The organism is Dermacoccus sp. PAMC28757, from assembly GCF_014302635.1.
GTDB lineage: Bacteria > Actinomycetota > Actinomycetes > Actinomycetales > Dermatophilaceae > Dermacoccus > Dermacoccus abyssi.
The window spans coordinates 206,324-230,290 of record NZ_CP060292.1; the positions used below are offsets into that span (position 1 = coordinate 206,324).

23 protein-coding genes and 1 tRNA gene are annotated in these 23,967 nt (G+C 68.4%); 15 read left to right on the forward strand and 9 right to left on the reverse strand.

The window, feature by feature from the left end; genetic code table 11:
* Positions 1-80: 80 nt before the first annotated feature.
* Positions 81-1,133, forward strand: coding sequence for an SAM-dependent methyltransferase (locus tag H7F30_RS00930; protein ID WP_255464912.1), 1,053 nt, complete (start codon positions 81-83; stop codon positions 1,131-1,133).
* Between the two features lie 71 nt (positions 1,134-1,204).
* Positions 1,205-2,110 (forward strand): phosphotransferase, encoded by a 906-nt coding sequence (locus H7F30_RS00935; protein WP_255464913.1) that lies wholly within the window; start codon positions 1,205-1,207, stop codon positions 2,108-2,110.
* Positions 2,111-2,182: 72 nt separating this feature from the next.
* Here H7F30_RS00935 and H7F30_RS00940 read toward each other — a convergent pair whose 3' ends face one another.
* A complete protein-coding gene (locus H7F30_RS00940) occupies positions 2,183-2,572 on the reverse strand; it encodes an endonuclease domain-containing protein (RefSeq protein WP_187036170.1) in 390 nt (129 codons plus the stop codon).
* A gap of 1,117 nt (positions 2,573-3,689) precedes the next feature.
* Between H7F30_RS00940 and H7F30_RS00945 the strand changes: the two genes are divergently transcribed.
* A complete protein-coding gene (locus H7F30_RS00945) occupies positions 3,690-5,513 on the forward strand; it encodes a phosphoenolpyruvate carboxykinase (GTP) (RefSeq protein WP_156170128.1) in 1,824 nt (607 codons plus the stop codon).
* 91 nt (positions 5,514-5,604) lie between these two features.
* Here the strand turns inward: H7F30_RS00945 and H7F30_RS00950 are convergent, their stop codons facing one another.
* Positions 5,605-6,093 carry a hypothetical protein gene (locus H7F30_RS00950; protein WP_165357876.1) on the reverse strand — a complete coding sequence of 163 codons (489 nt, stop codon included), beginning with the start codon at positions 6,091-6,093 and terminating at the stop codon, positions 5,605-5,607.
* 61 nt (positions 6,094-6,154) lie between these two features.
* Between H7F30_RS00950 and H7F30_RS00955 the strand changes: the two genes are divergently transcribed.
* From H7F30_RS00955 to H7F30_RS00965, 3 genes are all read left to right on the forward strand, one after another.
* Positions 6,155-6,481, forward strand: coding sequence for a hypothetical protein (locus H7F30_RS00955; RefSeq protein WP_187036172.1), 327 nt, complete (start codon positions 6,155-6,157; stop codon positions 6,479-6,481).
* 38 nt (positions 6,482-6,519) lie between these two features.
* Positions 6,520-7,128, forward strand: coding sequence for a nucleoside/nucleotide kinase family protein (locus tag H7F30_RS00960; protein WP_255464993.1), 609 nt, complete (start codon positions 6,520-6,522; stop codon positions 7,126-7,128).
* Between the two features lie 112 nt (positions 7,129-7,240).
* Complete coding sequence (locus H7F30_RS00965) at positions 7,241-7,801, forward strand: hypothetical protein (RefSeq protein ID WP_187036174.1); 561 nt, start codon at positions 7,241-7,243, stop codon at positions 7,799-7,801.
* A gap of 375 nt (positions 7,802-8,176) precedes the next feature.
* On the opposite strand, the gene H7F30_RS00970 is transcribed toward H7F30_RS00965, so the two are convergent.
* The 4 genes from H7F30_RS00970 to H7F30_RS00985 all read right to left on the reverse strand — a co-directional run bounded on the left by H7F30_RS00970 (position 8,177) and on the right by H7F30_RS00985 (position 12,188).
* A complete protein-coding gene (locus tag H7F30_RS00970) occupies positions 8,177-8,818 on the reverse strand; it encodes an RNA polymerase sigma factor (protein WP_082128628.1) in 642 nt (213 codons plus the stop codon).
* Between the two features lie 232 nt (positions 8,819-9,050).
* Positions 9,051-9,833 (reverse strand): ParA family protein, encoded by a 783-nt coding sequence (locus H7F30_RS00975; RefSeq protein WP_187036175.1) that lies wholly within the window; start codon positions 9,831-9,833, stop codon positions 9,051-9,053.
* A 59-nt stretch (positions 9,834-9,892) separates the two neighbouring features.
* Positions 9,893-11,401 (reverse strand): glycerol kinase GlpK, encoded by a 1,509-nt coding sequence (gene glpK, locus H7F30_RS00980; protein ID WP_047310579.1) that lies wholly within the window; start codon positions 11,399-11,401, stop codon positions 9,893-9,895.
* Between the two features lie 61 nt (positions 11,402-11,462).
* Positions 11,463-12,188: an MIP/aquaporin family protein gene (locus H7F30_RS00985; RefSeq protein ID WP_047310580.1), complete on the reverse strand. Its 726-nt coding sequence runs from the start codon at positions 12,186-12,188 to the stop codon at positions 11,463-11,465.
* Between the two features lie 251 nt (positions 12,189-12,439).
* On the opposite strand from H7F30_RS00985, the gene H7F30_RS00990 reads away from it, so the two are divergent.
* The 7 genes from H7F30_RS00990 to H7F30_RS01020 all read left to right on the forward strand — a co-directional run bounded on the left by H7F30_RS00990 (position 12,440) and on the right by H7F30_RS01020 (position 20,514).
* On the forward strand, positions 12,440-14,167 hold the full coding sequence (locus H7F30_RS00990; RefSeq protein WP_129663942.1) for a glycerol-3-phosphate dehydrogenase/oxidase: 1,728 nt from the start codon (positions 12,440-12,442) through the stop codon (positions 14,165-14,167).
* Between the two features lie 97 nt (positions 14,168-14,264).
* Positions 14,265-15,788 (forward strand): hypothetical protein, encoded by a 1,524-nt coding sequence (locus H7F30_RS00995; protein ID WP_129663940.1) that lies wholly within the window; start codon positions 14,265-14,267, stop codon positions 15,786-15,788.
* Position 15,789: 1 nt separating this feature from the next.
* Positions 15,790-16,515 carry a response regulator transcription factor gene (locus tag H7F30_RS01000; RefSeq protein WP_129663938.1) on the forward strand — a complete coding sequence of 242 codons (726 nt, stop codon included), beginning with the start codon at positions 15,790-15,792 and terminating at the stop codon, positions 16,513-16,515.
* Between the two features lie 11 nt (positions 16,516-16,526).
* The gene (locus H7F30_RS01005) at positions 16,527-18,026 is read left to right on the forward strand and encodes a cell wall metabolism sensor histidine kinase WalK (RefSeq protein WP_129663936.1); all 1,500 of its coding nucleotides are present in this window, start codon (positions 16,527-16,529) and stop codon (positions 18,024-18,026) included.
* A 25-nt stretch (positions 18,027-18,051) separates the two neighbouring features.
* Positions 18,052-18,507, forward strand: a complete 456-nt coding sequence (locus H7F30_RS01010) for a GtrA family protein (RefSeq protein ID WP_129663934.1) — start codon at positions 18,052-18,054, stop codon at positions 18,505-18,507.
* An 89-nt stretch (positions 18,508-18,596) separates the two neighbouring features.
* A tRNA-Ser gene (locus tag H7F30_RS01015) sits at positions 18,597-18,691 on the forward strand.
* Positions 18,692-19,014: 323 nt separating this feature from the next.
* Complete coding sequence (locus H7F30_RS01020; protein WP_052946789.1) at positions 19,015-20,514, forward strand: LCP family protein; 1,500 nt, start codon at positions 19,015-19,017, stop codon at positions 20,512-20,514.
* A gap of 111 nt (positions 20,515-20,625) precedes the next feature.
* On the opposite strand, the gene H7F30_RS01025 is transcribed toward H7F30_RS01020, so the two are convergent.
* A complete protein-coding gene (locus tag H7F30_RS01025; RefSeq protein ID WP_047310585.1) occupies positions 20,626-20,829 on the reverse strand; it encodes a cold-shock protein in 204 nt (67 codons plus the stop codon).
* Between the two features lie 222 nt (positions 20,830-21,051).
* Entirely contained in the window at positions 21,052-22,842 is a 1,791-nt protein-coding gene (locus H7F30_RS01030) for an ABC transporter ATP-binding protein (RefSeq protein WP_129664358.1), read from the reverse strand.
* A gap of 124 nt (positions 22,843-22,966) precedes the next feature.
* Between H7F30_RS01030 and H7F30_RS01035 the strand changes: the two genes are divergently transcribed.
* Positions 22,967-23,407, forward strand: coding sequence for a MarR family winged helix-turn-helix transcriptional regulator (locus tag H7F30_RS01035; protein ID WP_129663932.1), 441 nt, complete (start codon positions 22,967-22,969; stop codon positions 23,405-23,407).
* Here the strand turns inward: H7F30_RS01035 and H7F30_RS01040 are convergent.
* Positions 23,349-23,675: a hypothetical protein gene (locus H7F30_RS01040; RefSeq protein WP_129663930.1), complete on the reverse strand. Its 327-nt coding sequence runs from the start codon at positions 23,673-23,675 to the stop codon at positions 23,349-23,351. The genes H7F30_RS01035 and H7F30_RS01040 overlap by 59 nt on opposite strands.
* A 50-nt stretch (positions 23,676-23,725) precedes the next feature.
* On the opposite strand from H7F30_RS01040, the gene H7F30_RS01045 reads away from it, so the two are divergent.
* Positions 23,726-23,962: an FAD-binding oxidoreductase gene (locus tag H7F30_RS01045; protein WP_129663928.1), complete on the forward strand. Its 237-nt coding sequence runs from the start codon at positions 23,726-23,728 to the stop codon at positions 23,960-23,962.
* Positions 23,963-23,967: the final 5 nt, after the last annotated feature.

The following is a 23,967-nucleotide window of genomic DNA, read 5'->3' on the forward strand; positions in this document are numbered from 1 at the left end:
TCACCCGTTCCACGCGCTGCGGCTGCCGTCCCCTTCCCGGGGCGGCGGCCGTACGCGTCCTCACGCCTAGACTGACTGACGTGATCGACCTTCCCGTCCTGTTCTCCACGACCGCCGACTACTACCGCTTCGCCGTCGTCGAACTACGCCGCGAGGCCGACGTGGAGAAGGTGACGCGCGTGGGTGAGGACGCGGGCTTCGTCCAGTTGAAGAACGGCGGCATCGAGCGACTTCACGAACTCGCCTCGTCCGGCTACCTGCGCTTCTGCAAGCACTTCGCCGCCGTCGAGAAGCACGCGACGACGAAGTCCCTTGAGCACGAGGACGCCGAGGAGATCGCCGAGTGGGCCTTCGACGGCATCGCCACGCGCCTCGAGGCACTGGCCGACTCCGGCGAGTACACGCCCGGTTCGGCCATCTCCCTGCACACATGGGATTCGGGGCAGGGCCCGTGGGCGCCCGGCAAGGTGCGTCGGCCCCTCCTCGAGATGCTCATGGACGAGGGCGTCCGGGTCGTGCCCGGCGGCGCCGACCTCGCGTTGTCGGTCTGCCTCGGTGAGGACCGGGTGACGACGGGTGTCACGCCCTCGCGCTACGCCCTGTCCGACTGGGCGGGTGGACGCATCCGTCTTGCCTCGCGCAAGGAGCAGGTCAGCCGCGCGGAGTTCAAGCTCGAGGAGCTGTTCACCCACATCGACCCGCCCGAGGGGGACGTGGCCGTCGACCTCGGCGCCAGCCCTGGCGGGTGGACACGCATCCTGCGTTCGCGCGGGTACGGCCACGTGCACGCCGTCGACCCGGCCGGTCTCGACCAGCGCGTGCTCGACCTGGGCGGCGTGGAACACCACCGGACGACGGCCGGGGAGTTCGTCGCTACCTTCCCGCGTCGGGTCGACCTCATCGTCAACGACATGCGGATGCCCCCGCAGCTGTCGGCCCACACGATGCTCGAGGCGTCCGACATGCTGAACCCGGGCGCAACGGCGATCGTCACGCTGAAGTTGGGCACGAACAACCCGGTCAAGCAGGCCGACGAGGCGATGAACATGCTGAGCGAGGCGTACGACATCACCTTCGCCCGACAGCTGCAGCACAACCGGCACGAGATCACCGTCGTCGCATTGCGCGCCTGACGCTGCGTTTCGCCCGACGCTGGGGAAAATCGGTCGCCGCGCGAGGATCCGGCTGTAAAACTCCCGACACCATGAGTTCTGCACCCGACGCCGCGCTGGCCACTCAGCTCCTGCGCGAGCAGGCACCGCACCTCGCCCAGCTTGCCGTGCGCCCGAGCCCGGCCTCCGGCAGCAGCAACTGGGTGTTTCGCGTTGGAGGTCACCTCGCACTTCGCCTCCCACGCTCCGACGACTACGCCACGGATCTGGGCAACGAGATCACCTGGCTGCCGACGCTCGGAGCCGGCGTGAGGACGCCGATCCCGCGCGTCGAGTTCGTCGGAACGCCGAGCGAGACATTCCCTCGACACTGGGCCGTCGTCACCTGGATCGAGGGTCGAACTCCGACGAACCTCGACGCTTCGGCGCAGCGGTCGCTCGCGTCGTCACTCGGGGAGTTCGTCACCGAGCTTCACGCCGTCGACACGGACGGCGAGATCGGCGGCGCCGAGCGTTGGGGTTACCGGTGCGGCGATCCGGTGACCGACGCCACCGACGCGTGGGTCGACGAGGCCGCCGCCACGCTGAGCGACCTCTTCGACCCGACGCAGGTGCGCCTGGCCTGGGCAAGCCTGCGGGAAGTGGAGGCCGCGACCGGCTCCCGGACCTGGGTGCACACCGACCTTTCGGCTGAGAACGTCCTCGTCAGGGACGGCGGCACCCTGGCCGGCGTCATCGACTTCGGCGCACTCGGCGTGGGCGACCCTGCCGTCGATCTGGTCTACGCGTGGGATCTGTTCGACGCTCCAGCACGCGCCGTGTTCGCCCGTGCCGCCGCAGCCGACGAAGCCACGACGGCGCGCGCCCGCGCGTGGGCCTTCCCGGGCCCGGGCCTCGTGACGCTCGCGGAGTACCGCGATTCGATGCCCGAACGCACGGTCCGCCTCACCCGCATGGTCGAGGCCGTCGCGGCCGACGTCGGGGTCCGCCTGCGCTGAGATCGCCCAACGTTGGGAGTTTTAGGGCCACGCAGCATCCCTTCGGCTGCAAAACCCCCAAGGTCGGGGGTTTTACGCGAGCTGTCGGAAGTGGGGGCGCCAACCGTCCGACAGCCATACCGAACGGCCGCGGCGCTCCAGGGCCGCGGCGACTGCCTTCACCGTTCCGGCCGGGTCGCGGTAGATGCCGTGGGACACAACGCGGATGACCTCCCACCCCTCGGTGCGCAGGGACATTTCGCGCTCGATGTCCGCATGCTTCTGAGCCTCAGTGACGTAGTGGTGGTCCCCGTCGTACTCGATCGCGATCTTGAGATCCGGGTACGCGAGATCCAGCCTTCGACGACGCCCGCAAGCCACCACCTCGAACTGCGCGACCGGCTGGGGTAACCCCGCCAACACGAGCAGGACCCGTAGCCGCGACTCCATGGCCGACTCGGCACCGGCATCCACGAGCCTCACCAGGTCTCGTGCGCGCCCTGGCCCCGCACCACTGGACGACCACGACGCACGCGCCGACTCCGGGTTCCACCCCGGGCAGCCTGAGAACGGCGTCCGCGAGCACGACGACGTCGACGAGCGACAGCCGGGGCAAACACTCACGCACGAGGTCGACCGGCGCCGTAGTCGGCAGCCGCAACCGCACCGAGGGAACCCAAATGCTCGACGTCTTCGAGTTTCGGAGGTGACGGTGCACGACGAGTCCCGCACCGCGCACGTCCCGGCTCGCCGGGATGCTCACCGACACGCCCTCGGACCACGGCACCGGCAGACCCCACAGGAGCGCCGCATCGAGTCGCGAGATCCGCGCGCCCTCACCACACCGTCGGACCGCTGCGACGCAGCGGAGCCCGTGCCCCACCTGCACTCGGGCATCGACGAAGACACCCCGGAACAGACGGCGTACGTCCGCGCTGTCGAGGTCGCTCCGACTCAGCCCTGCTGCGAGAGCCTCGTCCGAGGTGAACGGGAGCGCGCCGAACCTGTCCAGGGCAGCACGTCGACGAGCTGCCACGCTCTGGCGCGAGGGACGCGCCCCGGACGAGGGGAAAGAGGCGGAAGCAGAAGGGGCCATACCTCCAGCGTCGCGATTTCGCGCCGACCACCGCGAAAGTTATCCACAGCCCACGAGGATGCCGACAAGACCGGCTCTCAGGGCGAATCACCCAACGTTGTGAGTTTCGCAGCCAACACCACACCGTTCGGCTGCAAAACCCCCAAGGTCGGGGGTTCGTCGCCCGACCCCATCCCAGGACCCGTCGTCGCGCCTCGGCACCCCGTGCCGCACGTCACGTTGATGGCGGTAAATGTTCGATTCTCGAACCGTTAATGAACATTTCCGACATTGGTGGCAGAAACCCAACAGCGCACCATGCGTTTGTGAGCCACGTCACAACTTGGAACCCTCGGCCACGTATATTTCGACGTCGAGATACCCGTACGTTCGAGGAGTCCCACCGGGCGCTCCCCTTCGACTCCTCGAACTCGGTTGCTCGCCGGGACGACCGACGACAGCGATGACTCGGGTGACGAACGGAGATCCCGTTCGGGCCCGCTCGCACAAAGGATGGCCGATCCAATGACTACGACTGACATCGAGACGATCGGCGGCACGACGCACAAGGGCCTTGCCGCCTGGGTTGCCGAGGTCGCCGAGATGACCACCCCCGACCGCATCCAGTGGGTGACGGGTTCGGACGAGGAGTGGAAGCAGATCACGGACAAGCTCGTCGAGACGGGCACGTTCACGCGCCTCAACGAGGACATCAAGCCGAACTCGTTCTACGCCGCCAGCTCCCCGCAGGACGTCGCGCGTGTCGAGGACCGCACCTACATCTGCAGTGTCGACGAGAAGGACGCCGGGCCCACCAACAACTGGATGGACCCGAACGAGATGAAGGACATCATGCGTGGCCTCTACAAGGGCTGCATGAAGGGTCGCACGATGTACGTGATCCCCTTCGTCATGGGTCACCTGGAGGCCGAGCACCCGATGTTCGGTGTCGAGATCACCGACTCCGAGTACGTCGTCGCGTCGATGCGCGTCATGGCCCGCTGTGGCACGAAGATCCTCGACCGCATCGAGGAGCTCGGTGACGACGCCCGCTACGTCCCGGCCCTGCACTCGGTCGGCGCCCCGCTCGCCGACGGCGAGAAGGACGTCGCGTGGCCGTGCAACGACGAGAAGTACATCGTGCAGTTCCCCGAGGAGCGCACGATCTGGAGCTTCGGCTCCGGCTACGGCGGCAACGCCCTGCTCGGCAAGAAGTGCTACTCGCTGCGCATCGCCTCGGTCATGGCACGTGACGAGGGCTGGCTGGCCGAGCACATGCTCATCCTGAAGCTCATCTCCCCGGAGAACCAGGTCTACTACATCGCTGCGGCCTTCCCGAGCGCCTGCGGCAAGACCAACCTCGCCATGCTCAAGCCGACCGTTCCGGGCTGGAAGGTCGAGACCCTCGGCGACGACATCGCCTGGATGCGCTTCGGCAAGGACGGCCGCCTGTACGCCGTCAACCCGGAGTTCGGCTTCTTCGGCGTCGCGCCGGGCACGAACGAGCACACCAACCCGAACGCCATGAAGACGATCAACAAGGGCAACTCCGTCTTCACGAACGTCGCGCTCACCGAGGACGGCGACGTCTGGTGGGAGGGTCTCGAGAACCCGCCGGCCAAGGCCACGGACTGGAAGGGCAACCCCTGGACGCCCGACAGCGACGAGCTGTCCAGCCACCCGAACAGCCGCTACTGCACTCCGATCGAGCAGTGCGACATCCTGGCCGACGAGTACAACGACCCGCAGGGTGTGCCGATCTCGGCGATCCTCTTCGGTGGCCGCCGCAAGACGACGGTTCCGCTCGTCACCGAGGCTCGCGACTGGCTGCACGGCACCTTCATGGGGGCGACGCTCTCGTCCGAGACGACGGCCGCCGCGACCGGCCAGGTCGGCGTCGTGCGCCGCGACCCGATGGCCATGCTGCCCTTCATCGGCTACAACGCCGGCGACTACTTCCAGCACTGGGTGAACGTCGGCAAGGACGCCGACGCGAGCAAGCTGCCCGCGATCTTCTACGTCAACTGGTTCCGCCGTGACGACAACGGTGACTTCCTGTGGCCCGGCTTCTCCGAGAACAGCCGCGTCCTCAAGTGGATCATCGAGCGCATCGAGGGCAAGGCCGCTGCGGTCGAGACGCCCATCGGTCACGTTCCGACGCCGGAGTCGCTCGACGTCGAGGGCCTCGACATGACGGACGCCGAGCTCGAGGCCGCCCTCGCGGTCGACGTCGAGGAGTGGAAGGCCGAGATCCCGCAGATCGAGGAGTGGTTCGCCAAGTTCGGCGACCAGCTCCCGGTTCAGCTTCAGGTCGAGCTCGACGGCCTCAAGGAGCGCCTCGGCGCCTGAGCCCATCAGACGTGGCGGTCCCGGCCGACCGTCACTTGACCGTCGTCGGTCACGCAACCTCCCGTTCGCTGCTCGCGAGCGGGAGGTTGCGTCATCTCCGCCGTCCGCCCACCGAGCGTCCTACGGACAGTTCGCAGGTACGCCCCGTACGCTCGAAGTCAACCGCACGTCCCCGTTCCCCGAGGAAACCGATGTCACGCTCGTTCGCCCTGACCGCCGCCGCCCTCGCGCTGCCGCTCGCTCTCGCGGCCTGCGGCAATTCCTCACCCGACGCCGAGGGGCAGTCCTCCGCGACCTCGACGTCCGTTTCGACCTCGAGCGCCACCTCGGGGGCCGGGCAGTCGTCCTCGACGAGCAGTTCCACCGGCACGAGCACCAACTCATCGGGCTCGACGCAGTCGTCCGCCGCGGCGAGCTCCACCTCGGGCGAGAGCACGGCCACCCCATCGAGCTCCTCGCAGCCCTCCGCCGTGGGACACGTGTCCGTCTCGCCGTCCACAGCACAGGGGAAGGCGCCCACCCCGACGCAGGTGAAGAAGTCCGCACTGGAGAACACCCCCGTGTCGTCTGTACACGTCACCACTCCTGACGGGGGCCCTCAGACGGGCGCAGCCGTCGCCACCCAGAGTCTCGTGACGTCGGTGAACGGTCGTACCCTCTCCTACACGTACAGCGCGTCGGGCAAGCAGCACCTCTACCGTTCGCAGCTCAACAACGCGGTCATCGCGGCGCCGAACAGCCGTGGCGTCACGATCGACTTCGGTGACGGCAGCGACATGGACGGCGCCGACCTCGGCGCGCTCCAGTGCGCACCGAAGTCGCCCCTCGCTGCATTCGCCGACAAGTTGCCGACGCAGAGCCACACCTACGCGACCGCGGGGACGTACACCGTCACGACCACCACGTACTTCTGCGGCGACTCGGGCCCGGTGAGCAAGTCCTCGACGCAGAAGGTGACGATCAACTGATCCCGTTCGCCGAGGCCCGCGAAGGGCTCTTCTCGGCGCTGCACACGTCACCGCACGACCGGGTCGTCCTCGCTGTGGCAGGCGCACCCGGCGCAGGCAAGTCCACCGTCTGCGAGCTCCTGCTCGCGGAAGCGCAGAACCGCGACGTGTCGGCGATCGTCGTCCCGATGGACGGCTGGCATCTCGCGCACCGAACACTGGAACGACTCGGCCTCGCGCAGGTCAAGGGAGCACCCCAGACGTTCGACGCCGAAGGCTTCGTCGCCCTGGTGGCCCGTATCGCGGGGCAGCGGCCCGGGGATCCGTCCGTTTGGGCGCCCGAGTTCAGGCGCGAGATCGAGGACGCCGTCACCGGCGCCGTCGAGATTCGCCCCGAACACCGTCTCGTCGTCGTCGAGGGCAACTACCTGCTGCTCGACGAGCACCCGTGGCGCAACCTCGCCGACTTCTTCGACACCGCATGGGTCCTGACGCCCGACGAATCGACTCGCCGTACCCGACTCGTGGAACGTCACGAGCGCTACGGGCGCAGCACGGAGGACGCTCGAGCGCACGCTCTCGGCTCGGACGAGACGAACGCCCGCCGCATCGAGCACAACATGGTCGCGCGGGCGGGGCTCACCGTCCTGGAGGTCGACCCGGGCTGATCACCCCTTGGAACACCACAGGTGCCAGCGGATCCCGAGCAGATCCGTCCACCACACCGAGTGCCCGTTCTTCGGGTCACCCAGCAGGTCACGCAAGCCAAAGGGCACGCATGTGCTGGGCCAGGACGTCGTCGGCGGGGTCGGTGTGGTCGTCGGCGACGTGGGTGACGGTGTCGGCTGCGTCGGCTCACTCGTCGGAGTCGACGGCGAGGGGCTCGTCGGTTCCGACGGACGCGTCGGCTCGGTGGTCGGCGTGGTCGGGTTCGACGTCGTCGGCTGCGACGGTTCGCTCGTCGGGTTCGACGTGGGTTCGGTGGTCGGCGACGTCGGTTGCGTCGTGCTCGGTCCGCTCCTCGACGAATCCGAGGGTGCGGGAGCGGTCGACGTGGGAGCCTGCGACGTCGAAGTGCCCGGTGCGGGAGCCGTCGCCGAACCGGACGGCACCGGCGGCAGCGCGGACGTCGGCACGGTGGCCGAACCCGTCGGCGTTGCGGCGCCCGGCATCGTTGTGCGCAACGGGGATCCGCCTGCCGACGGCAAGCCTGGCAGGCGCGGCAGGGTGACCGCGGAGGAGCCCGACGGAACGACTGGGCCGTTGTTCCCTCGCTCGGAGGCGGCGCGCTCGTTCGCGCGGGGGGCGCTCGTCGCCCAGGTGGACGTCGAGGTCGGCTGACTCGTCGCGGACGCCGTCGACGACGCGGTGGGAGTGTCCGTGGAGGACGACGACGGATCGGCCGGCGCACTCGAGGAGGAGTTCGGTCCACGGGAACTCGAGGCGGCACCGTCGTCCAGCAGGACGACGCCGGCCGCCACGGTCGCGGCAAGGCCCACGAGCGCGGCGCCGGCGGCCCAAGTGCTCACCGTTCCGCCGGCGCCCGGCGCTCCGGCCGCACCGGATCCGGCGGCGGCCCCGGACGGGTCGTTCAGCGCCTCGCGCAAAGCCTCGGCCTTACCGGCGTCGAGGGCGGACGGAGTGACGGTTGCGGCCCGAGCGGACAGCGCATCACGCAACTGTTGCTCGAGGGCGGCGAACTCGTCGGGTCGAAGATCAGCCATCGGCGTCTCGCATCGCTTGGGCGAGCTTGGCCATGGCGCGTGAGGCTTGCGACTTCACCGTGCCCTGGCTGATCCCGAGGGTCGACGCGATCTCGACCTCGCTCAGCCCCTCCCAGTACCGCAGCACGAGAACCTCGCGCATGCGGGTGGGCAACGCGTCGAGGTGGCCGAGCACCTGCTGGTGCTCGTCGGCCAGAAGAACGGGCTCGTCGGAGCCGGGCCCGGCCTCGGGTTCGGCAGCAGCGGCGTACTCGCGGGCGGTGCGGCGACGCCGTAGCGCCGAGCGGGCGTGGTTGAGCACGGACGCACGCAGGTACGCGCGGGCGTTCGCGGGCGATTCGAGGGAGTCGACGTTGCGGTGCAGACCGAGGAAGGCGTCGTGCACGACGTCCTGCGCCGACTCGATGTCGTCGACCAGCTGACGAGCCAGACGCACCATGTCGTGGTACGAACTGACGTACAGGGCGTCGAGGTCGACCTCGTCCGGGGGAGAGCCCTGCGAGGACGTGTTCGCCCCCGAGGTCGCGTCGTCACCGGTCGACGCAGCGCGCTCCGAACGAGCGCTTCGCGCCCCTTCCGAGATGGCCCACCAGGGCGCCGGGGGAATCGGAAGCGCTGCATGGACGAAAGTCATGCACCCGCTCCCCTCATCACACGGCAGATGCCGACGCCGATGTTCTGCAGGGCGATTCGGACGATGCCCCATCATCCAGTGTCGGCGAGGAACGCGGGCCGGGGCAAGCCGATCGACCCAAGTGTCCGCGCAAGCGGGTGCCTGGCCCGCGCGGTCGATCGTCCTCATGACAGAAAGACGCACACCCGACCGACAGGTTGCATGTCACCTGACGAAATGCGCCCGAGGTGGCTCAGGACGTGCGCCGGCGAAGGGCCTTGGCCGTGCGTCCGATGCGTGACAGCAGCGCAGCGTAAGCGTCCGTCATCGGAGCCGATCCGGCGATGGCGCTGAGAGGCTGGCGTGCTCCCTGAGCCCGCTGAACCACAGCCCGATCCGCCAGGACAGGTGAGAGGACGAGTGGCCCGAAGGTCCGCTCCAGTACCTTCACCTGTTCGGCGTGTTCGCGGACCGATGGACGGAACCGGTTGACGACGATGCCGAGCGGTTGCAGCCCGCCCGCCTCACGTCGACGCAGGTCGTCGATCGCGGCGAAGAGTCGGTTCGCAGCATTGACGGCGAACGCCCCCGGTTCGGCGACAACGATGGCGCGGTCGCTCGCGACGAGCGCGCTGCGCGTCAGGCCGGACAGCGACGGCGGTGCATCGATGAGGACGAGATCGTAGTCGAGCTTGCCGAGCGCCTTGCGCAGCGTGTGGAGGCTCTCCCCTTGGGCGTCCGGGCGATCGAGCGCTGCGGTCGACGGGGCACCGGGCAGGACGTGAAGCTCCCCCGCACCCTCCCAGCCCGAGGCGACGATCGTCTGCTCGAGCACCTTGCGCTTCGGGCTTTCCAGCACGTCACCACTCGCACTGCCGGTGGCCTTGGCACCGAGGGCATAGGTGGCGTCACCCTGCGGGTCGAGGTCGACGACGAGCGTCGCGAGCCCCTTGCGCATCGCGGCGTCGGCGAGCCCGAGGACGACGGAGGTCTTACCCACCCCGCCCTTGAGGCTGCACACGCTGATGACGACCATGGCTCAACCCTAGGCGGGCGCGGCGCAGCGGTGCCCCGACACGCCGCGCCGCCGACAGGTCACTCCGCCCAGTCGAGGGTGCGCTCGACGGCCTGGCTCCAGCGCCCCAGCAGGCGCTGACGCTCGTCGTCCTCCATCGAGGGCTTCCAACGCTTGTCCTCGGCCCACTGACGACGCAGGTCGTCGAGGTCCTTCCAGAACCCTACGGCGAGGCCGGCCGCGTAGGCGGCACCGAGGGCCGTCGTCTCGTTGACCTTCGGGCGGATGACCTCGACGTCGAGGATGTCGCTCTGGAACTGCATGAGCGTCTCGTTGACGACCATGCCGCCGTCGACCTTGAGCTCGGTCATCTCGACGTCGGAGTCGGCGTTCATCGCCTTGACGACCTCCTGGCTCTGGTACGCCACGGCCTCGAGGGCCGCGCGGCACAGGTGCCCGCGGTTGGCGAAGCGGGTGAGGCCGACCACGACGCCGCGAGCGTCGCTGCGCCAGTGCGGCGCGAAGAGGCCGGAGAAGGCCGGGACGACGTAGACGTCACCGTTGTCGTCGACCTCCTTGGCGTACTTCTCGACCTCCTTCGCGTCCTTGATGAGCTTGAGGTTGTCGCGCAGCCACTGCACGAGCGAACCGGTGACGGCGATCGAGCCCTCGAGCGCGTAGACCGGCTTCTGGTCACCGATGCGGTAGCAGACGGTGGTGAGCAGTCCGTTCTTGCTCATCACCTTCTCCTCACCGGTGTTGAGGATGAGGAAGTTGCCGGTGCCGTAGGTGTTCTTGGCCGTACCCGGCTCGAAGCAGACCTGACCGAACGTGGCGGCCTGCTGGTCGCCGAGCGCGCCCGCGATCGGCACACCGCGCAGGACGCCGCGGTGACGCACCTTGCCGTACTCCTCGGACGAACTGCGGATCTCCGGGAGCATCGACATCGGGATGCCCATGTCCTTCGCGATGGACTCGTCCCACTCGAGCGTGTCGAGGTTCATGAGCATGGTGCGGGAGGCGTTCGTGACGTCGGTGACGTGGACGCCGCCGTTCGTGCCACCCGTCATGTTCCAGATGACCCACGTGTCCATCGTGCCGAACAGCAGGTCACCGGCCTCGGCCTTCTCGCGAGCGCCGTCGACGTTCTCGAGGATCCACATGACCTTCGGGCCGGCGAAGTACGTGGCGAGCGGCAGGCCGACGACGTCCTTGTACTTGTCGGCGCCGTCGTCACCGGCGAGCTTCTTGCAGATCGCGTCGGTGCGCGTGTCCTGCCAGACGATGGCGTTGTAGACCGGCTTGCCCGTCTTCTTGTCCCACACGACGGCCGTCTCGCGCTGGTTGGTGATACCCACGGCGGCGATGTCGTCGGAGTCGAGGTCCTTCTTGGCGAGCGCCTCGGCACAGACCTTGCGCGTGTTGTCCCAGATCTCGGCCGCGTCGTGTTCGACCCAGCCGGCCTTGGGGAAGATCTGCTCGTGTTCCATCTGGCCGACGGCGACGACGTTGCCGTCGTGGTCGAAGATCATGCAGCGCGTGCTCGTCGTGCCCTGGTCGATGGATGCGACGTACTTCTTCTCAGCCATGTTCTGCTCCTCGTGCGTCGAGTTGGCGTTGGCGGTTGATGTCGAGTCTGCCCCGAACGGGTCAGCCGATGTAGAGATTGGCGGCGAAGCCTGCGATGAGGCCTCCGATGACGGGGCCGACGACCGGCACCCATGCGTAACTCCAGTTGGAGTCGTCCTTGTTGGGGATGGGAAGGAGGAAGTGCGCAAGGCGCGGCGCCAGGTCGCGTGCCGGGTTGATGGCGTAGCCCGTCGGACCACCGAGCGAGACGCCGATGGCGACGACGAGGAAAGCAACGTTGAGCGGTCCGGCCTGGCTCGGCGTCTTGGCGAACACGAGGATCGTGAAGACGAGGACGAACGTTCCGACGACCTCCGTCATGACGTTCCAGAACGGCGATCGGACGGTGGCCGAGGTGGAGAAGACGTTCGTCGGCGCGTCCTCGTGCTCGTCGAACTGCTTCTTGTAGGCCATCCACACGACGACGGCGCCGATGAAGCCGCCGACGAACTGGGCGGCGACGTAGGTGAGTGTCGAGGCGGCCGTGATGTCGACGCCCTTGGCGTAGGTGTCGGCGCCACTCGCCCACATGCCGAGGGTCACCGCGGGGTTGAGGTGGGCACCTGACTTGTAGGCGGCGAACACTCCGGAGAAGACGGCGAAGCCCCACCCGATGTTGATCATGAGAGGGCCGCCGCCGAAGCCGCCGTTCTTCGGCAGCAGGACGTTGGCCACGACACCCACACCGAGGACGATGAGGATCGCCGTTCCGAGGACTTCGCTCAAGAAGACTTGTCCGAGTGACATGCGTTCTCCGTTCCTGAAGGATCCCGTGACGGGCGCGCCCCGGGGATGCTCGTTTCGTACCCTACGCGGTGGGCTGAGGTCGCCGGGGGTTCCGCAGCGGGCGCGACGAAGGCTTCGCTCTCCGTTCGTCGTGTGACGAAAGGCCCACGCTCCGGATTCGGGAAACGTCCATTCGAGCGGTCTAAGGTGGAGGGGAAGCCGCGTTCCGCGCGGCGCCCGTGAGACCCGTCGCTCCCCTTTCGGAGGTACCCATGACGATGCACCCCTACAGCGCGAAGATGAGCCCGCAGGCCCGCGAGGAATCGTGGCGCGAGCTCGGCGAGCGCGAACTCGACGTCCTCGTCATCGGCGGTGGTGTCACGGGCGCGGGCGTCGCGCTGGACGCCGTCACGCGCGGCCTGCGTACCGGCCTCGTCGAGGCCCGCGACTTCGCGAGCGGCACCTCGAGCCGCTCGTCGAAGCTCTTCCACGGCGGCCTGCGCTACCTCGAGCAGCTCAACTTCGCTCTCGTTGCCGAGGCGCTCAAGGAACGCGAGCTCATGCTGACGCGCATCGCTCCGCACCTCGTGCACCCGGTGGCGTTCCTCTACCCGCTGAGCCACCGCGCCTGGGAGCGCCCGTACGTCGCGAGCGGTATCGCGATGTACGACCAGATGGGCGGCGCCCGCTCGGTGCCGCGCCAGAAGCACCTCACCCGCGGCGGCACGATGAAGCTGTTCCCGGGTCTCAAGCCGGACGCGATGGTCGGCTCGATCCGCTACTTCGACGCGCAGGCCGACGACGCGCGTCACACGATGACAGTGGCGCGCACCGCCGCGCAGTACGGCGCCATCGTGCGCAACTCCACCGAGGTCGTCGAACTCGTCACCGAGGCCGACCGTGTCGTCGGTGCCGTCGTGCGTGACGTCGAGACGGGCGAGAAGCTCGAGGTCCGCGCCAAGGTCGTCATCAACTGCACCGGTGTGTGGACCGACGACATCCAGAAGATGACGGGTGGGCGTGGCCGTTTCCGCGTGCGCGCGTCGAAGGGCGTGCACATCCTCGTGCCGCGCGACCGTATCGCCGGCGAGGTGGGCCTCATCCTGCGCACCGAGAAGTCGGTGCTGTTCGTCATCCCGTGGGGTCAGCAGTGGCTCATCGGCACCACCGACACCGACTGGGCCCTCGACGTCGCCCACCCCGCGGCGACGAGCAAGGACATCGACTACATCCTCGAGCACGTCAACACGGTGCTCGCCTCGCCGCTCACGCGTGACGACATCCTCGGCGTGTACGCCGGCCTGCGTCCGCTGCTCGCGGGCGAGAGCGAGGACACCTCGGCGCTCTCGCGTGAGCACGCCGTCGCGCGCCCGCAGCCGGGCCTCATCTCGATCGCCGGCGGCAAGTACACGACCTACCGTGTCATGGCGGAGGACGCCGTCAACGCGACCGCCGAGGACCTGGGCCCGATCAAAAACTCGGTCACGGAGGTGACGCCGCTCGTCGGCGCCGACGGGTACGCCGCGATGCTCAACCTCAAGCACGAGCTGGCCGCCGAGTCCGGCCTGCCGGAGTGGCGCATCGAGCACCTGCTCGGCCGCTACGGCTCGCGTCTGTACGAGGTGCTCGAGCTGGCACAGGACGACGCGTCGCTGCTCAAGCCCGTCGGGGCCGCCGACGAGTACCTGCGCTGCGAGATCGCGTACGCCGTGACGAACGAGGGCGCGCTGCACCTCGAGGACGTCCTCGCCCGCCGCACGCGCATGTCGATCGAGACCAAGCACCGCGGCGCCGACGCGGCGCAGGAGGTCGCCGACATCATCGCGCCGCTGCTCGGCTGGTCGGACGAGACGAAGAACGCCGAGATCACGTCGTACGTCGAGCGCGTCGAGGCCGAGCGCAAGTCGCAGGAGCTCGAGACCGACGAGGCCTCCGACGCCGCGCGCCTCGAGGCTCCCGACCCGCGCCCGAGTCTGCGCAAGGTGCTCGCCACCCGCTGACCCGCGCTGGTCCTCGCCGCCCCCTCCCGCCTGCCGCGGGTGGGGGCGGTGGCGTGTAGAGGCCGGTCTCCGGGGCGAGTCGGCCGTACAATGCATCGTGCCCCTCGATGTCATCGCTTTCCTGGCCGGGTTCCTCGCAGCTCTCATCGTCACGCTGCTCCTGGGACGCGCGGCCCTGCGTCGGTACGACATCGACTTCTCCGGCTGCGAAAGTGGCGGGTGCAGCGCGTTGGTCAGCCGGCTCGACGGTTATCCCCCGAGGGCTGTGCGGGCGATCGCCCACAAGGGAGGAGTCGTCCTGTGGCAGCCCCGACGGCGACTCGTCATCGCCACACCACCTGCCGCCACCGACACGGCCACACGTCGCGCAACTGCACAACCGGACGATGCCCCGTGGGGCTGGAACCTCGAAGGCCGTGACGACGGTCCGGAACTGTTCGGCGGCGAGGGCCTCGCCACGGTCGTTCGACGAGCCTCACGAACGGCGCAGCGAGCTCCCCTCACGACCTGGGCGTGGCTGCTGTTCCCCCGATTCTGGGGTGCACTAGCCGGCGCCTTCGTGCTGACTGCGCTGGGGATGGCAGGCGTTGTCGCTCTCGGTCACACAGAAACCGTGACGGTGACCAAGACCGTCGCCGACCCGGAGATCGACGAAACCTTGTGCACCTTCGTTCTCAGCGACGCGGCCGGCAAGGCGGCCGGCGAGCAGGTGTCGTCGTGCGTCATGGTCGACGAGCCTCGAGTGGGCGCGCGGGTGGAAGCCGTCGCGCTGCTGGCGAGCGACTACGCCATCGTCCTCGACGACTTGGGCTTGTCGGAGCCGACACTCGGCAGTCTCTTCATGGCAGCCGGAGCCGGCGGTGTCGCAGTGGTCTCCGGCCTCTGGCGCGCCGTCCTACCGCGCCGTCGAACGAGCCTCATCCCCTTCCCGATCGCCTCGGACGACGCCGAGGGCGCGGACATCGCGGCCATGGAGCACTTGACGCTGGCCGAACTCGCCGACCTCGAGGAGAGCATCGCCCCGCAGCCCTCGACGACCCCCTCGCACGCCGGTACTGGGGTTCGGGGGCTGATCAACCGGATGAGGCTCTATCCGATTCCTGCGGGATCTTTCGCGACGTTGGCCCTGTGCTGGCACCACTACGACGAGCATCGAAACATCGCCCTCGTGGTCGGGCTCGTGGCGCTCATGGTGTTCGTTCGAGGACTCGTGCTGAGCCTGACGCAGTTCGTCGAGGTGCGCTCCCTCACGCACCAGGCCTGGCAGGGTCCGCTCGCGTACTCACGCGTGCCGGGCGTTGCCAACGCTGTGCTGCTCTTCCTGCGCCCCGGCCGTGCGCTGTGGCTCGATCTCGATGGCAGCGTGCCGCCCCGCGGCACCGCGCAATACCGCGGTGATCTCACCGAGGACCCCTCATCGGTCCAACTGCTCGTGGACGGAGTCCTCCTGCGCGCCGATCGTCGCCACCCCGAGTTGGGCCCAGCGGAACTGGACCAGCTTCGCGAGGACGTTCTCGACGACCTCACCATGCTCATCGCCCGGGCCGACCCACCGTCCACGCACAGGAACGTCACAGAAACGACCTTGGAACTGCATAGCCGCCGGGGCGACACTGAGTGACATGAGCCCCGCTGCCCCCGCTTTGAAGCGCCCCGACGGCACGAACGTCCGGGTCCTCGTCGTCGACGACGAGTCGAACCTCACCGAACTGCTGTCGATGGCCCTTCGCTACGAGGGCTGGGACATCAAGAGCGCCGCCACCGGCAACGCGGCCGTCAAGACGGCCAAGGAGTTCAAGCCCGACGCCGTCGTGCTCGACATGATGCTGCCCGACTTCGACGGCCTCGAGGTGCTCCGGCGTATGCGCGACGAGGACCCGACGCTGCCGGTCCTTTTCCTCACCGCGCGCGATGCCGTTGAGGACAGGGTGGCCGGTCTGACGGCCGGAGGCGACGACTACGTCACGAAGCCCTTCAGTCTCGAGGAGGTCGTGGCCCGCGTGCGCGCGTTGCTGCGCCGCTCGGTCCAGTTGCAGGAGGAGGAGAGCTCGCTGCTGCGCGTCGGCGACCTCACCCTCGACGAGGACAGCCACGAAGTGATGCGCGGCGGCGACGAGATCACCCTCACCGCAACGGAGTTCGAACTCCTGCGCTTCCTCATGCGCAACCCCAAGCGCGTACTGAGCAAGGCTCAGATCCTCGACCGGGTGTGGCACTACGACTTCGGCGGCCAGGCCAACGTCGTCGAGCTCTACATCAGCTACCTGCGCAAGAAGATCGACGCCGGCCGCGCACCGATGATCCACACGATGCGCGGCGCCGGCTACGTGCTCAAGCCCGCTTCCTGAGCCGCCGCCCCGTGTTCAATCCCGCCCGGTGGCCGCTGCGCACGAAGCTGCTCACCTCGATCGTCACCCTCTTCGTCGTCATCATCGCGATCATCGGCGCGGCGACCGTCCTCACCACCCGCAACTCGCTCATGACGCAGGTGGACGCCCAACTCGCCGACGCACAGCGCTCCCTCGACGGCCCCGGTGAGGGCGACGCCCCCGGTCACACCGACGGCTACCACCGCGCCGCGCCCGGGCTCGGCGGCAGCATGCTGCGCCTGACGATCGACGCCTCCTCCACCGCGAACACGATCCGCACGAGCGAGAACGTCGTCCTGACGCCCGGCTCGATCTCGACGCTGTCGAAGGCCCAGGTTCTGACGCTGTGGAACAGTTCGCTCGGCACCGCCCCTCAGACCGTCGACGTCGGCGGCGGCCTCGACACCTACCGCCTCGTCGCCGTCTCGCGCTCGAACGGCGACGTCACCATCGTCGGCATGCCGCTCGAACCCATCGACCGGAACGTCGGTGAACTCGCCCGGAACATCGCGCTCATGGGTCTGCTCGGCCTCGTCGCCGTGGGCGGCGCGAGCTTCCTGCTCGTGCGCAGCAACCTGCGTCCGTTGCGCCGGGTCGCGGCCACCGCCGAACGAGTCTCGGAGATGCCCCTCGGACGCGGCGACGCACGCACCGACGAGCGCGTGCCGACGGTCGACACCGACCCGCGCACCGAGGTCGGCACCGTCGGCCTGGCGCTCAACAACCTGCTCGACCACGTCGACTCCGCCCTCGACGCTCGCGAGGGGAGCGAGATGCAGGTGCGCCAGTTCGTGGCCGACGCGAGCCATGAGCTGCGCACTCCCCTCGCCTCGATCTGTGGCTACGCCGAGTTGTCGCGCCGCGAGACCGAGCCTGTCCCGCCGTCCGTGACCCACGCTCTCGGGCGCATCGAATCCGAAGCCGGGCGGATGACGACGCTCGTCGAGGACCTGCTCCTGCTGGCCCGTCTCGACGCCGGCCGCGAACTCGAGCGCGAACCTGTCGACCTCACCCGCATCGTCGTCGAGAGCCTGAGCGACCTCCACGCGGCCGGGCCCGACCACGTCTGGCACCTCGACCTCCCGGAGGACCTCGACGAGGTGCCCGAAGTCGTCGGCGACGAGGCGCGTCTGCGTCAGGTCGTCATCAACCTGCTCGCCAACGCGCGCCGTCACACGCCGCCGGGGACGGTCGTGACGGCCGGGCTCGCGCGCGAGGGCGACGACGTGATCGTCAGCGTCACCGACAACGGCCCCGGAATCCCCGCCGAGTTCACGCCGCACCTCTTCGAACGCTTCACCCGCGGGGACGTCGCGCGCACGCGCACCGAGGGCTCGACTGGTCTGGGCCTGTCGATCGTGCACGCCGTCGTCACCGCGCACCACGGCACGGTGAGCGTCGAGAGCGAACCCGGGAACACCCGGTTCACCGTGCGTCTGCCCATCGAACCGAGGGGCCGACTCGCGTCACCCGAGGCAGCCGGAGCATGATGTCGGACGACACCCGGAGGTGACGATGAACGAGAACGAGGCGCTCGCCGCCGCGACGAACCCGTCTGCGGCGCCGGAAACCCAAGCCGGCGAACGGGGCACCGTGTCGCACGCCATGCGCTTCGCGCTCGTCGGCGTGGGCTCGACGGTTCTCTACACGCTGCTCTTCATGCTCCTCGACATGCGCATGAACCACCACCTCGCGAACGTGACGGCGCTGCTCGTGTGCACGGTCCTCAACACGTGGGTGAACCAGCGATTCACGTTCGACGCGGCGGGGCACTCGGGCGGCAAGGCCGCCCACGTCCAGAGCCTCGCGATCCTCGCGGTCACGCTCGCGGTGACAACGGGCGCGCTCGCGCTGGAGCACCACCTGTGGCCGAACGCGGGCACCTTCTGGGACACGGTGACGGTGACGATCGGCAACGCGATCGCGACGGTCGTGCGCTTCGTCGTCTTCCGCCGAATCTTCACGCGCTGAGCGACCGAAGCCCCCTGTGACGGCGCGGTTTGGTGTGCGCCGGGCTGTCCGATACCCTTTCAGGGCTTGCAGTGCTTACTGCTCGTGGAGGAGGCGTCGCCTAGTCCGGTCTATGGCGCCCGCCTGCTAAGCGGGTTTGGGGTTTATAGCCCCATCGAGGGTTCAAATCCCTCCGCCTCCGCCAGCGAATGTGAAGGGCCCCTCCCCAGGGCGACGAAGTCGCCCTGGGGAGGGGCCCTTCACATTCGCTGATGAAAGCACGGGGATTTGGGAGGAGTCCGGGCGCCCGCGAGCGAAGCGAGCCCGCGCCCGGACGATGGCTCCCTCCGCCTCAGGGAACGAGACCGAGGCGCGACACACCAGCGCAGCACCTCCAGCGAACTCTCAGAACCTGATCGTCACCGGATTGAGACTTTCCCAGGTTCGTCCTTCATCATGGTGAGCAGCACTTTTCAAGTTCGCCGGGCCGGTGGCTCCGACGGGCGGTCAGCTATTGGGGATCTTCACATGACGCACGACTCGTACGCGAGCCATTCGGGGCCGGAGGGGCTCCGTGAGGCAACTCGCTCGGGTGAGCGTCAGCGCCGTCGGGCGTCGTTGCGCCGCAGCTTGTCGTTGACCTTCCTGAGCACGCTGTTGCCGGGGCTGGGGCTGGTGTGGACGCGCCGCCGCCGCCTGGGCATTCTGCTGGCGGCGTTCACGTTGCTCGCACTCCTCACGTTGGCCGTCGTGCTCGTCGGTGGTGGGCTCATCACCGGTGCGGCGAACGTGCTCACGGCGAAGGGCCTCAAGATCGCCCTCGCCGTCACGATCGGCGCGATCCTGCTGTGGCTGTTCTCGATCGTGCTCACGGCGCGCACGACACACATGACGGCGTGGTCGCGCCGCGGCGAGACCGTCTTCAAGGGCTTCACCGCGCTCATGTGCCTCGCGGTCACGCTCCCTGCCGCTGAGGCAGTCCGGTACGTCACGGTGACGCAGGACGCCTTCGGTTCGATCTTCATCAAGAACGGCGGCGGCCAGAGCGCGAAGGAGAACGCGTTCAAGCGGCACGAACGTGTCAATTTCCTCCTCGTCGGTTCGGATGCGGGCAAGGATCGCTTCGAGGTGCGTACCGACTCCGTCATGGTCGCCTCCGTCGACACGAAGACCGGCGACACGACCCTCATCAGCATCCCGCGCAACTGGCAGAAGGTGCCGTTCCCCACGTCCAACCCGCTGCACGACCTCTACCCGGACGGATTCACCTGCCCGGACCGTGGCGCGAGCGAGCAGTGCATCATGGATGCCGTGTGGACCGAGGCCACCGTGCAGCACCCCGAGCTGTTCAAGGGTCAGCAGTACGCCGGCCTCAACTCGACACGCGATGTCGTCACGGAGATCACCGGCCTCGAGATCGACTACTCCACCGTCATCAACCTCGAGGGTTTCCAGGATCTCGTCGATGCCATGGGCGGCGTGGACATGACGATTCCGCCCGGCGGGATCGCCATCGGCGGCAAGATCGTCAACGGCGTGAAGACGGGGATCACCGGGCGCATCCCCGAGGGTGAGCAGCACCTCGACGGTCAGCAGGCCCTCTGGTACGCGCGCAGCCGGGTCGAGACGGGCGACGGTGACCGCATGCGCCGTCAGCGCTGCATGGTCAACGCTCTGGTCAGCCAGACCAACCCGTTCCAGATGGTCCAGCGCTTCCCCGACATCATGAAGGTGGCCAAGGAGAACATCCTCCTCGACCTCCCCCAGGACCAGCTCCCCGACCTCGCTGATCTGGCCAACACGATGAAGAAGGGCCAGATGAAGAGCGTCAATCTGGCCTACCCGATCATCAGCGACAGCAACCCGGACTACGACAAGGTGCGCTCGCTCGTGAAGAAGGGCTTGGAGCGTCCGAAGGCCACGAAGAAGCCCGCACCGAAGAAGACGTCGACGTCCAGCTCGACCACGCCCTCGACGAGCACCTCGACCACCGAGGAGCCTGTGAGCGACACGACCTCCACCTGCTGATCGCACGACCTCGACGAGGACGCTCCACAGCTGATCCCGAAGTGACGAGATATCCGGCACGACGAAGGCCCCAGCCGAACCGGCTGGGGCCTTCGTGAGGTCTACCTGATATCAGGCAGAGGTGACGTTCGAGGCCTGCGGGCCCTTGTCGCCCTGCGTGATCTCGAACTCGACGCGCTGACCCTCGTCGAGCGAGCGGTAGCCGTTGGTCTGGATGGCCGAGTAGTGAACGAAGACGTCAGCGCCGCCGCCGTCCTGCTCGATGAAGCCGAAGCCCTTTTCAGCGTTGAACCACTTCACAGTGCCCTGTGCCATGGGAAATCCCTCTATCTATCGTGTTGCGTTGAGCTTCAACTTTTGAAACTCAGGCTGATGTGCATGCCATAGGCGCCTGAGGTTGAAACAACAGGAAAAACCGAGGTACTGCAAAGCAACCACCATCACGCTAACACGCGCCGCCTCCCCGAGGCTCATGCGCGACGCCCGCAAACGTGAACAGTGCATGACCGCACAGCGACGGGCGGCACCCGTTCGGCCTCAGGCTGCCAGCTCCTCGTGGTCGGCTGCCGCAACGAGTTCCGCGTAGCGCCCACCACGGGCGAGAAGTTCGGCATGCGTGCCGGCCTCGACGATCCGTCCCGCGTCCATGACGACGATGCGGTCGGCATCGCGGACGGTGGAGAGACGGTGGGCGATCGTCAGGGTCGTGCGGCCCGCGCTCAGGCGCTCCAGAGCGTCCTGGACGGAGCGTTCCGTACGGGTGTCGAGCGCACTCGTCGCCTCGTCGAGGACGAGGATCGGCGGGTTGCGCAGCAGAGTGCGCGCCAGCGCCAGGCGTTGCTTCTCGCCGCCGGAGAAACGGTGTCCGCGAGCGCCGACGACGGTGTCGTACCCGCCGGGCAGACCGGCGACGACGTCGTGGATGGCGGCGGCTTTCGCGGCGGCGACGATCTCGTCGTCCGTGGCGTCGGGCTTGGCGTAGTGCAGGTTCTCGGCGATGGTCGCGTGGAGCAGGTAGGGCTCCTGGACGACGACACCGACGAGGTCGCTCACGTCGGCGAGCGTCATGTCGCGCAGGTCGACGCCGTCGATCCGCACGCTGCCCGCGTCGGGGTCGTGCAACCGGCTGACGAGTGCCGCCAGCGTGGACTTGCCCGAGCCGGTGGCGCCGACGACGGCCACGTTGGAGCCGGCAGGCACGGTGAGGTCGACGTCGTCGAGCGCGGGTCGGTCAGCGCCGGGGTAGCGCAGAGTGACGTGGTCGAAGCGCACCTCGCCGCGCACGGCGTCAGGCTCGAGGCGAACCGGCTCGGCCGGGTCGGCGATGGCCACGGGCATGTCGAGGTACTCGAAGATGCGGCTGAACAGCGCCTTGCTCGTCGTCAGCTGGATGCCGACGTTGAGCACGCCCATGAGCGGGCGGAAGAGCGCGGACTGCAGACCGGTGAAGGCCACGAGCGTTCCGATCGTCATGCCACCACCCGTGGCGGGGAGGCCGGCCGCGAGGTAGATGAGTGCAGGGATGACGGCGAAGATGATCGACATCGTGCCCATGCGCCAGCGTCCGGCCATCTGGGCCTGGAGTTCGAGTTCGGTGAGCGTCGCGGACGAGCGCGTGAAGCGGGTGCTGAGCTGCGGGCCCGCGCCCATCGTCTTGGCGAGCACGACACCGCTGATGGACAGGCCCTCCTCGATCTGGGTCTGCATGTCGGCGAGCGTTCCCTGCGCCTTCGACTGAACCGCGCGTCGCAGACGCGCGACGCGGCGCGTCAGCCAGATGGCCGGCGGCAGGACGACGAGGCTGATGAGCGAAAACCTCCAGCTGAGCACGGCCATCGCGATCGCGGTGCCGATGACGGTCGTCACGTTGCTCGCGATCGACGTGGCGGCGTCCGTGACGACGCCCTGCATGCCGTTGATGTCGTTGGTCAGGCGGCTCTGCAGCTCGCCGCCGCGCGTGCGGGTGAAGAACCCGAGGGGCTGGCGCTGCAGGTGGGAGAACAGGTCGGTGCGCAGCGTGTGCATGACGCGCTGGCCGGTGCGCGTGGCGAGCCAGGTCTGCACGACGCCGAGAAGCTGCGTGACGATCGTGACGGCCAGGATGCCGCCGACGAGCGTGAGCAACAGCGGCACGTCCTGGTGCGGAATGGCGTCGTCGATGAGGTGCTTGGTGAGGAACGGCGGCGCGAGCGCGATGACGGCGCTGACGACGATGATCGCGAGCACGACGGCCATGGACACGCGGTGCGGCGCGAAGAGCCGCGTGATGCGGCGCATGGAGACGGGGTGGGCGTCGAGCTGGGCGATGTCAGCCTTGCTCACGCGCATGCCGGAGCGGCCGGCGCCGTGGCCGGGGCCCGGGCCGTGGGGGTTCGGTTGGCTGGTCGTGGTGATCACGTCCTTTCGGCTTTAGTGAGGTTGCCTCACTATCCGGGGATGTAACAATCGTGCCATGGCGATTCATTCCCGGCCGACGCACGAGTCGGACCTCGCGAGCCTTCTGGCTCTCACGGCCCGCCGGATGCGCCGAGCCCATCTCGACTCGCTCGAGCCGTATGGCATCACGCCCCAGCTGTCGCGAGCGCTCGCCATGATCGAGCGGCTTTCCGGCGACGGCGAGGTGCGCCCCTCGTCGATCGCGGCACGACTCGACATCTCGGCACGCTCGGCGACGGAGGTCGTCGACGCCCTCGAGGAGCGCGGGCTCGTCGAACGTCACCCCTCCCCCAGCGACCGGCGCGCCACGGCGTTGACGCTGACGGACGCCGGGCGCGCGCTACGCCAGGAGATCGGCGCGGTCCGCGCGGAGCAGACCCACGAGCTCACTCGCCACCTCACGGGTGATGAGCAGGAACTCCTGCGTGCTCTGCTGACGAAGATGCTCGACGCCTGACGTCGCTCTCCAGGCCGACGGCGGTGGCCATCGCGCCCAGCAGGACCGAGCCGACACACCACCACATGGCGGTGCCGAACGCCTCGGCCACGCTTTCGCCGTCCTGATAGGCGCTGCCGACGAGACCGACGAGCATCGGCAGGGCCGCGACGGCGACGAGGCCGGCCGTACGCGAGACGGCGTTGTTGATGCCGCTCGCCAGGCCGGAGCGTCCGGACGGCGCGGCGGCGAGGACGGTGCCCGTCAGGGGCGAGACGAGCATCGACATGCCGACACTTCCCGCAGAGCTACGAGCAGGCAACGCTCGGCGGATATCTCGTGACGCGCAGCTCCGGGCAAGCGTCCTCCGGGTACGGACGGTTCGAGCAGAACGTCGTCGCCGTCACCCTCGCCACGCCCGAGGGCGAGCTGACGCTCGGCGGGCGCACTCCCAGCTCGGCGACGGCCGCCGGGCCGAAGCTCATCGACGTACTCATCGGCAGCGAGGGCACGCTCGGCGTCATCACCGAGATGACGCTGCAGCTGCACGAGGGACCGACCGAGTTCGCTTACTAGACCTG

Bases quoted from the DNA above. Each gene is read 5' to 3' on its own strand.
- H7F30_RS00935 (WP_255464913.1), top strand. From the start codon at position 1,205: ATGAGTTCTGCACCCGACGCCGCGCTGGCCACTCAGCTCCTGCGCGAG.
- H7F30_RS00945 (WP_156170128.1), top strand. From the start codon at position 3,690: ATGACTACGACTGACATCGAGACGATCGGCGGCACGACGCACAAGGGC.
- H7F30_RS00970 (WP_082128628.1), bottom strand. From the start codon at position 8,818: ATGACTTTCGTCCATGCAGCGCTTCCGATTCCCCCGGCGCCCTGGTGG.
- H7F30_RS00975 (WP_187036175.1), bottom strand. From the start codon at position 9,833: ATGGTCGTCATCAGCGTGTGCAGCCTCAAGGGCGGGGTGGGTAAGACC.
- glpK (WP_047310579.1), bottom strand. From the start codon at position 11,401: ATGGCTGAGAAGAAGTACGTCGCATCCATCGACCAGGGCACGACGAGC.
- H7F30_RS00985 (WP_047310580.1), bottom strand. From the start codon at position 12,188: ATGTCACTCGGACAAGTCTTCTTGAGCGAAGTCCTCGGAACGGCGATC.
- H7F30_RS00990 (WP_129663942.1), top strand. From the start codon at position 12,440: ATGACGATGCACCCCTACAGCGCGAAGATGAGCCCGCAGGCCCGCGAG.
- H7F30_RS01000 (WP_129663938.1), top strand. From the start codon at position 15,790: ATGAGCCCCGCTGCCCCCGCTTTGAAGCGCCCCGACGGCACGAACGTC.
- H7F30_RS01010 (WP_129663934.1), top strand. From the start codon at position 18,052: ATGAACGAGAACGAGGCGCTCGCCGCCGCGACGAACCCGTCTGCGGCG.
- H7F30_RS01020 (WP_052946789.1), top strand. From the start codon at position 19,015: ATGACGCACGACTCGTACGCGAGCCATTCGGGGCCGGAGGGGCTCCGT.
- H7F30_RS01025 (WP_047310585.1), bottom strand. From the start codon at position 20,829: ATGGCACAGGGCACTGTGAAGTGGTTCAACGCTGAAAAGGGCTTCGGC.
- H7F30_RS01030 (WP_129664358.1), bottom strand. From the start codon at position 22,842: ATGCGCGTGAGCAAGGCTGACATCGCCCAGCTCGACGCCCACCCCGTC.
- H7F30_RS01035 (WP_129663932.1), top strand. From the start codon at position 22,967: ATGGCGATTCATTCCCGGCCGACGCACGAGTCGGACCTCGCGAGCCTT.
- H7F30_RS01040 (WP_129663930.1), bottom strand. From the start codon at position 23,675: ATGTCGATGCTCGTCTCGCCCCTGACGGGCACCGTCCTCGCCGCCGCG.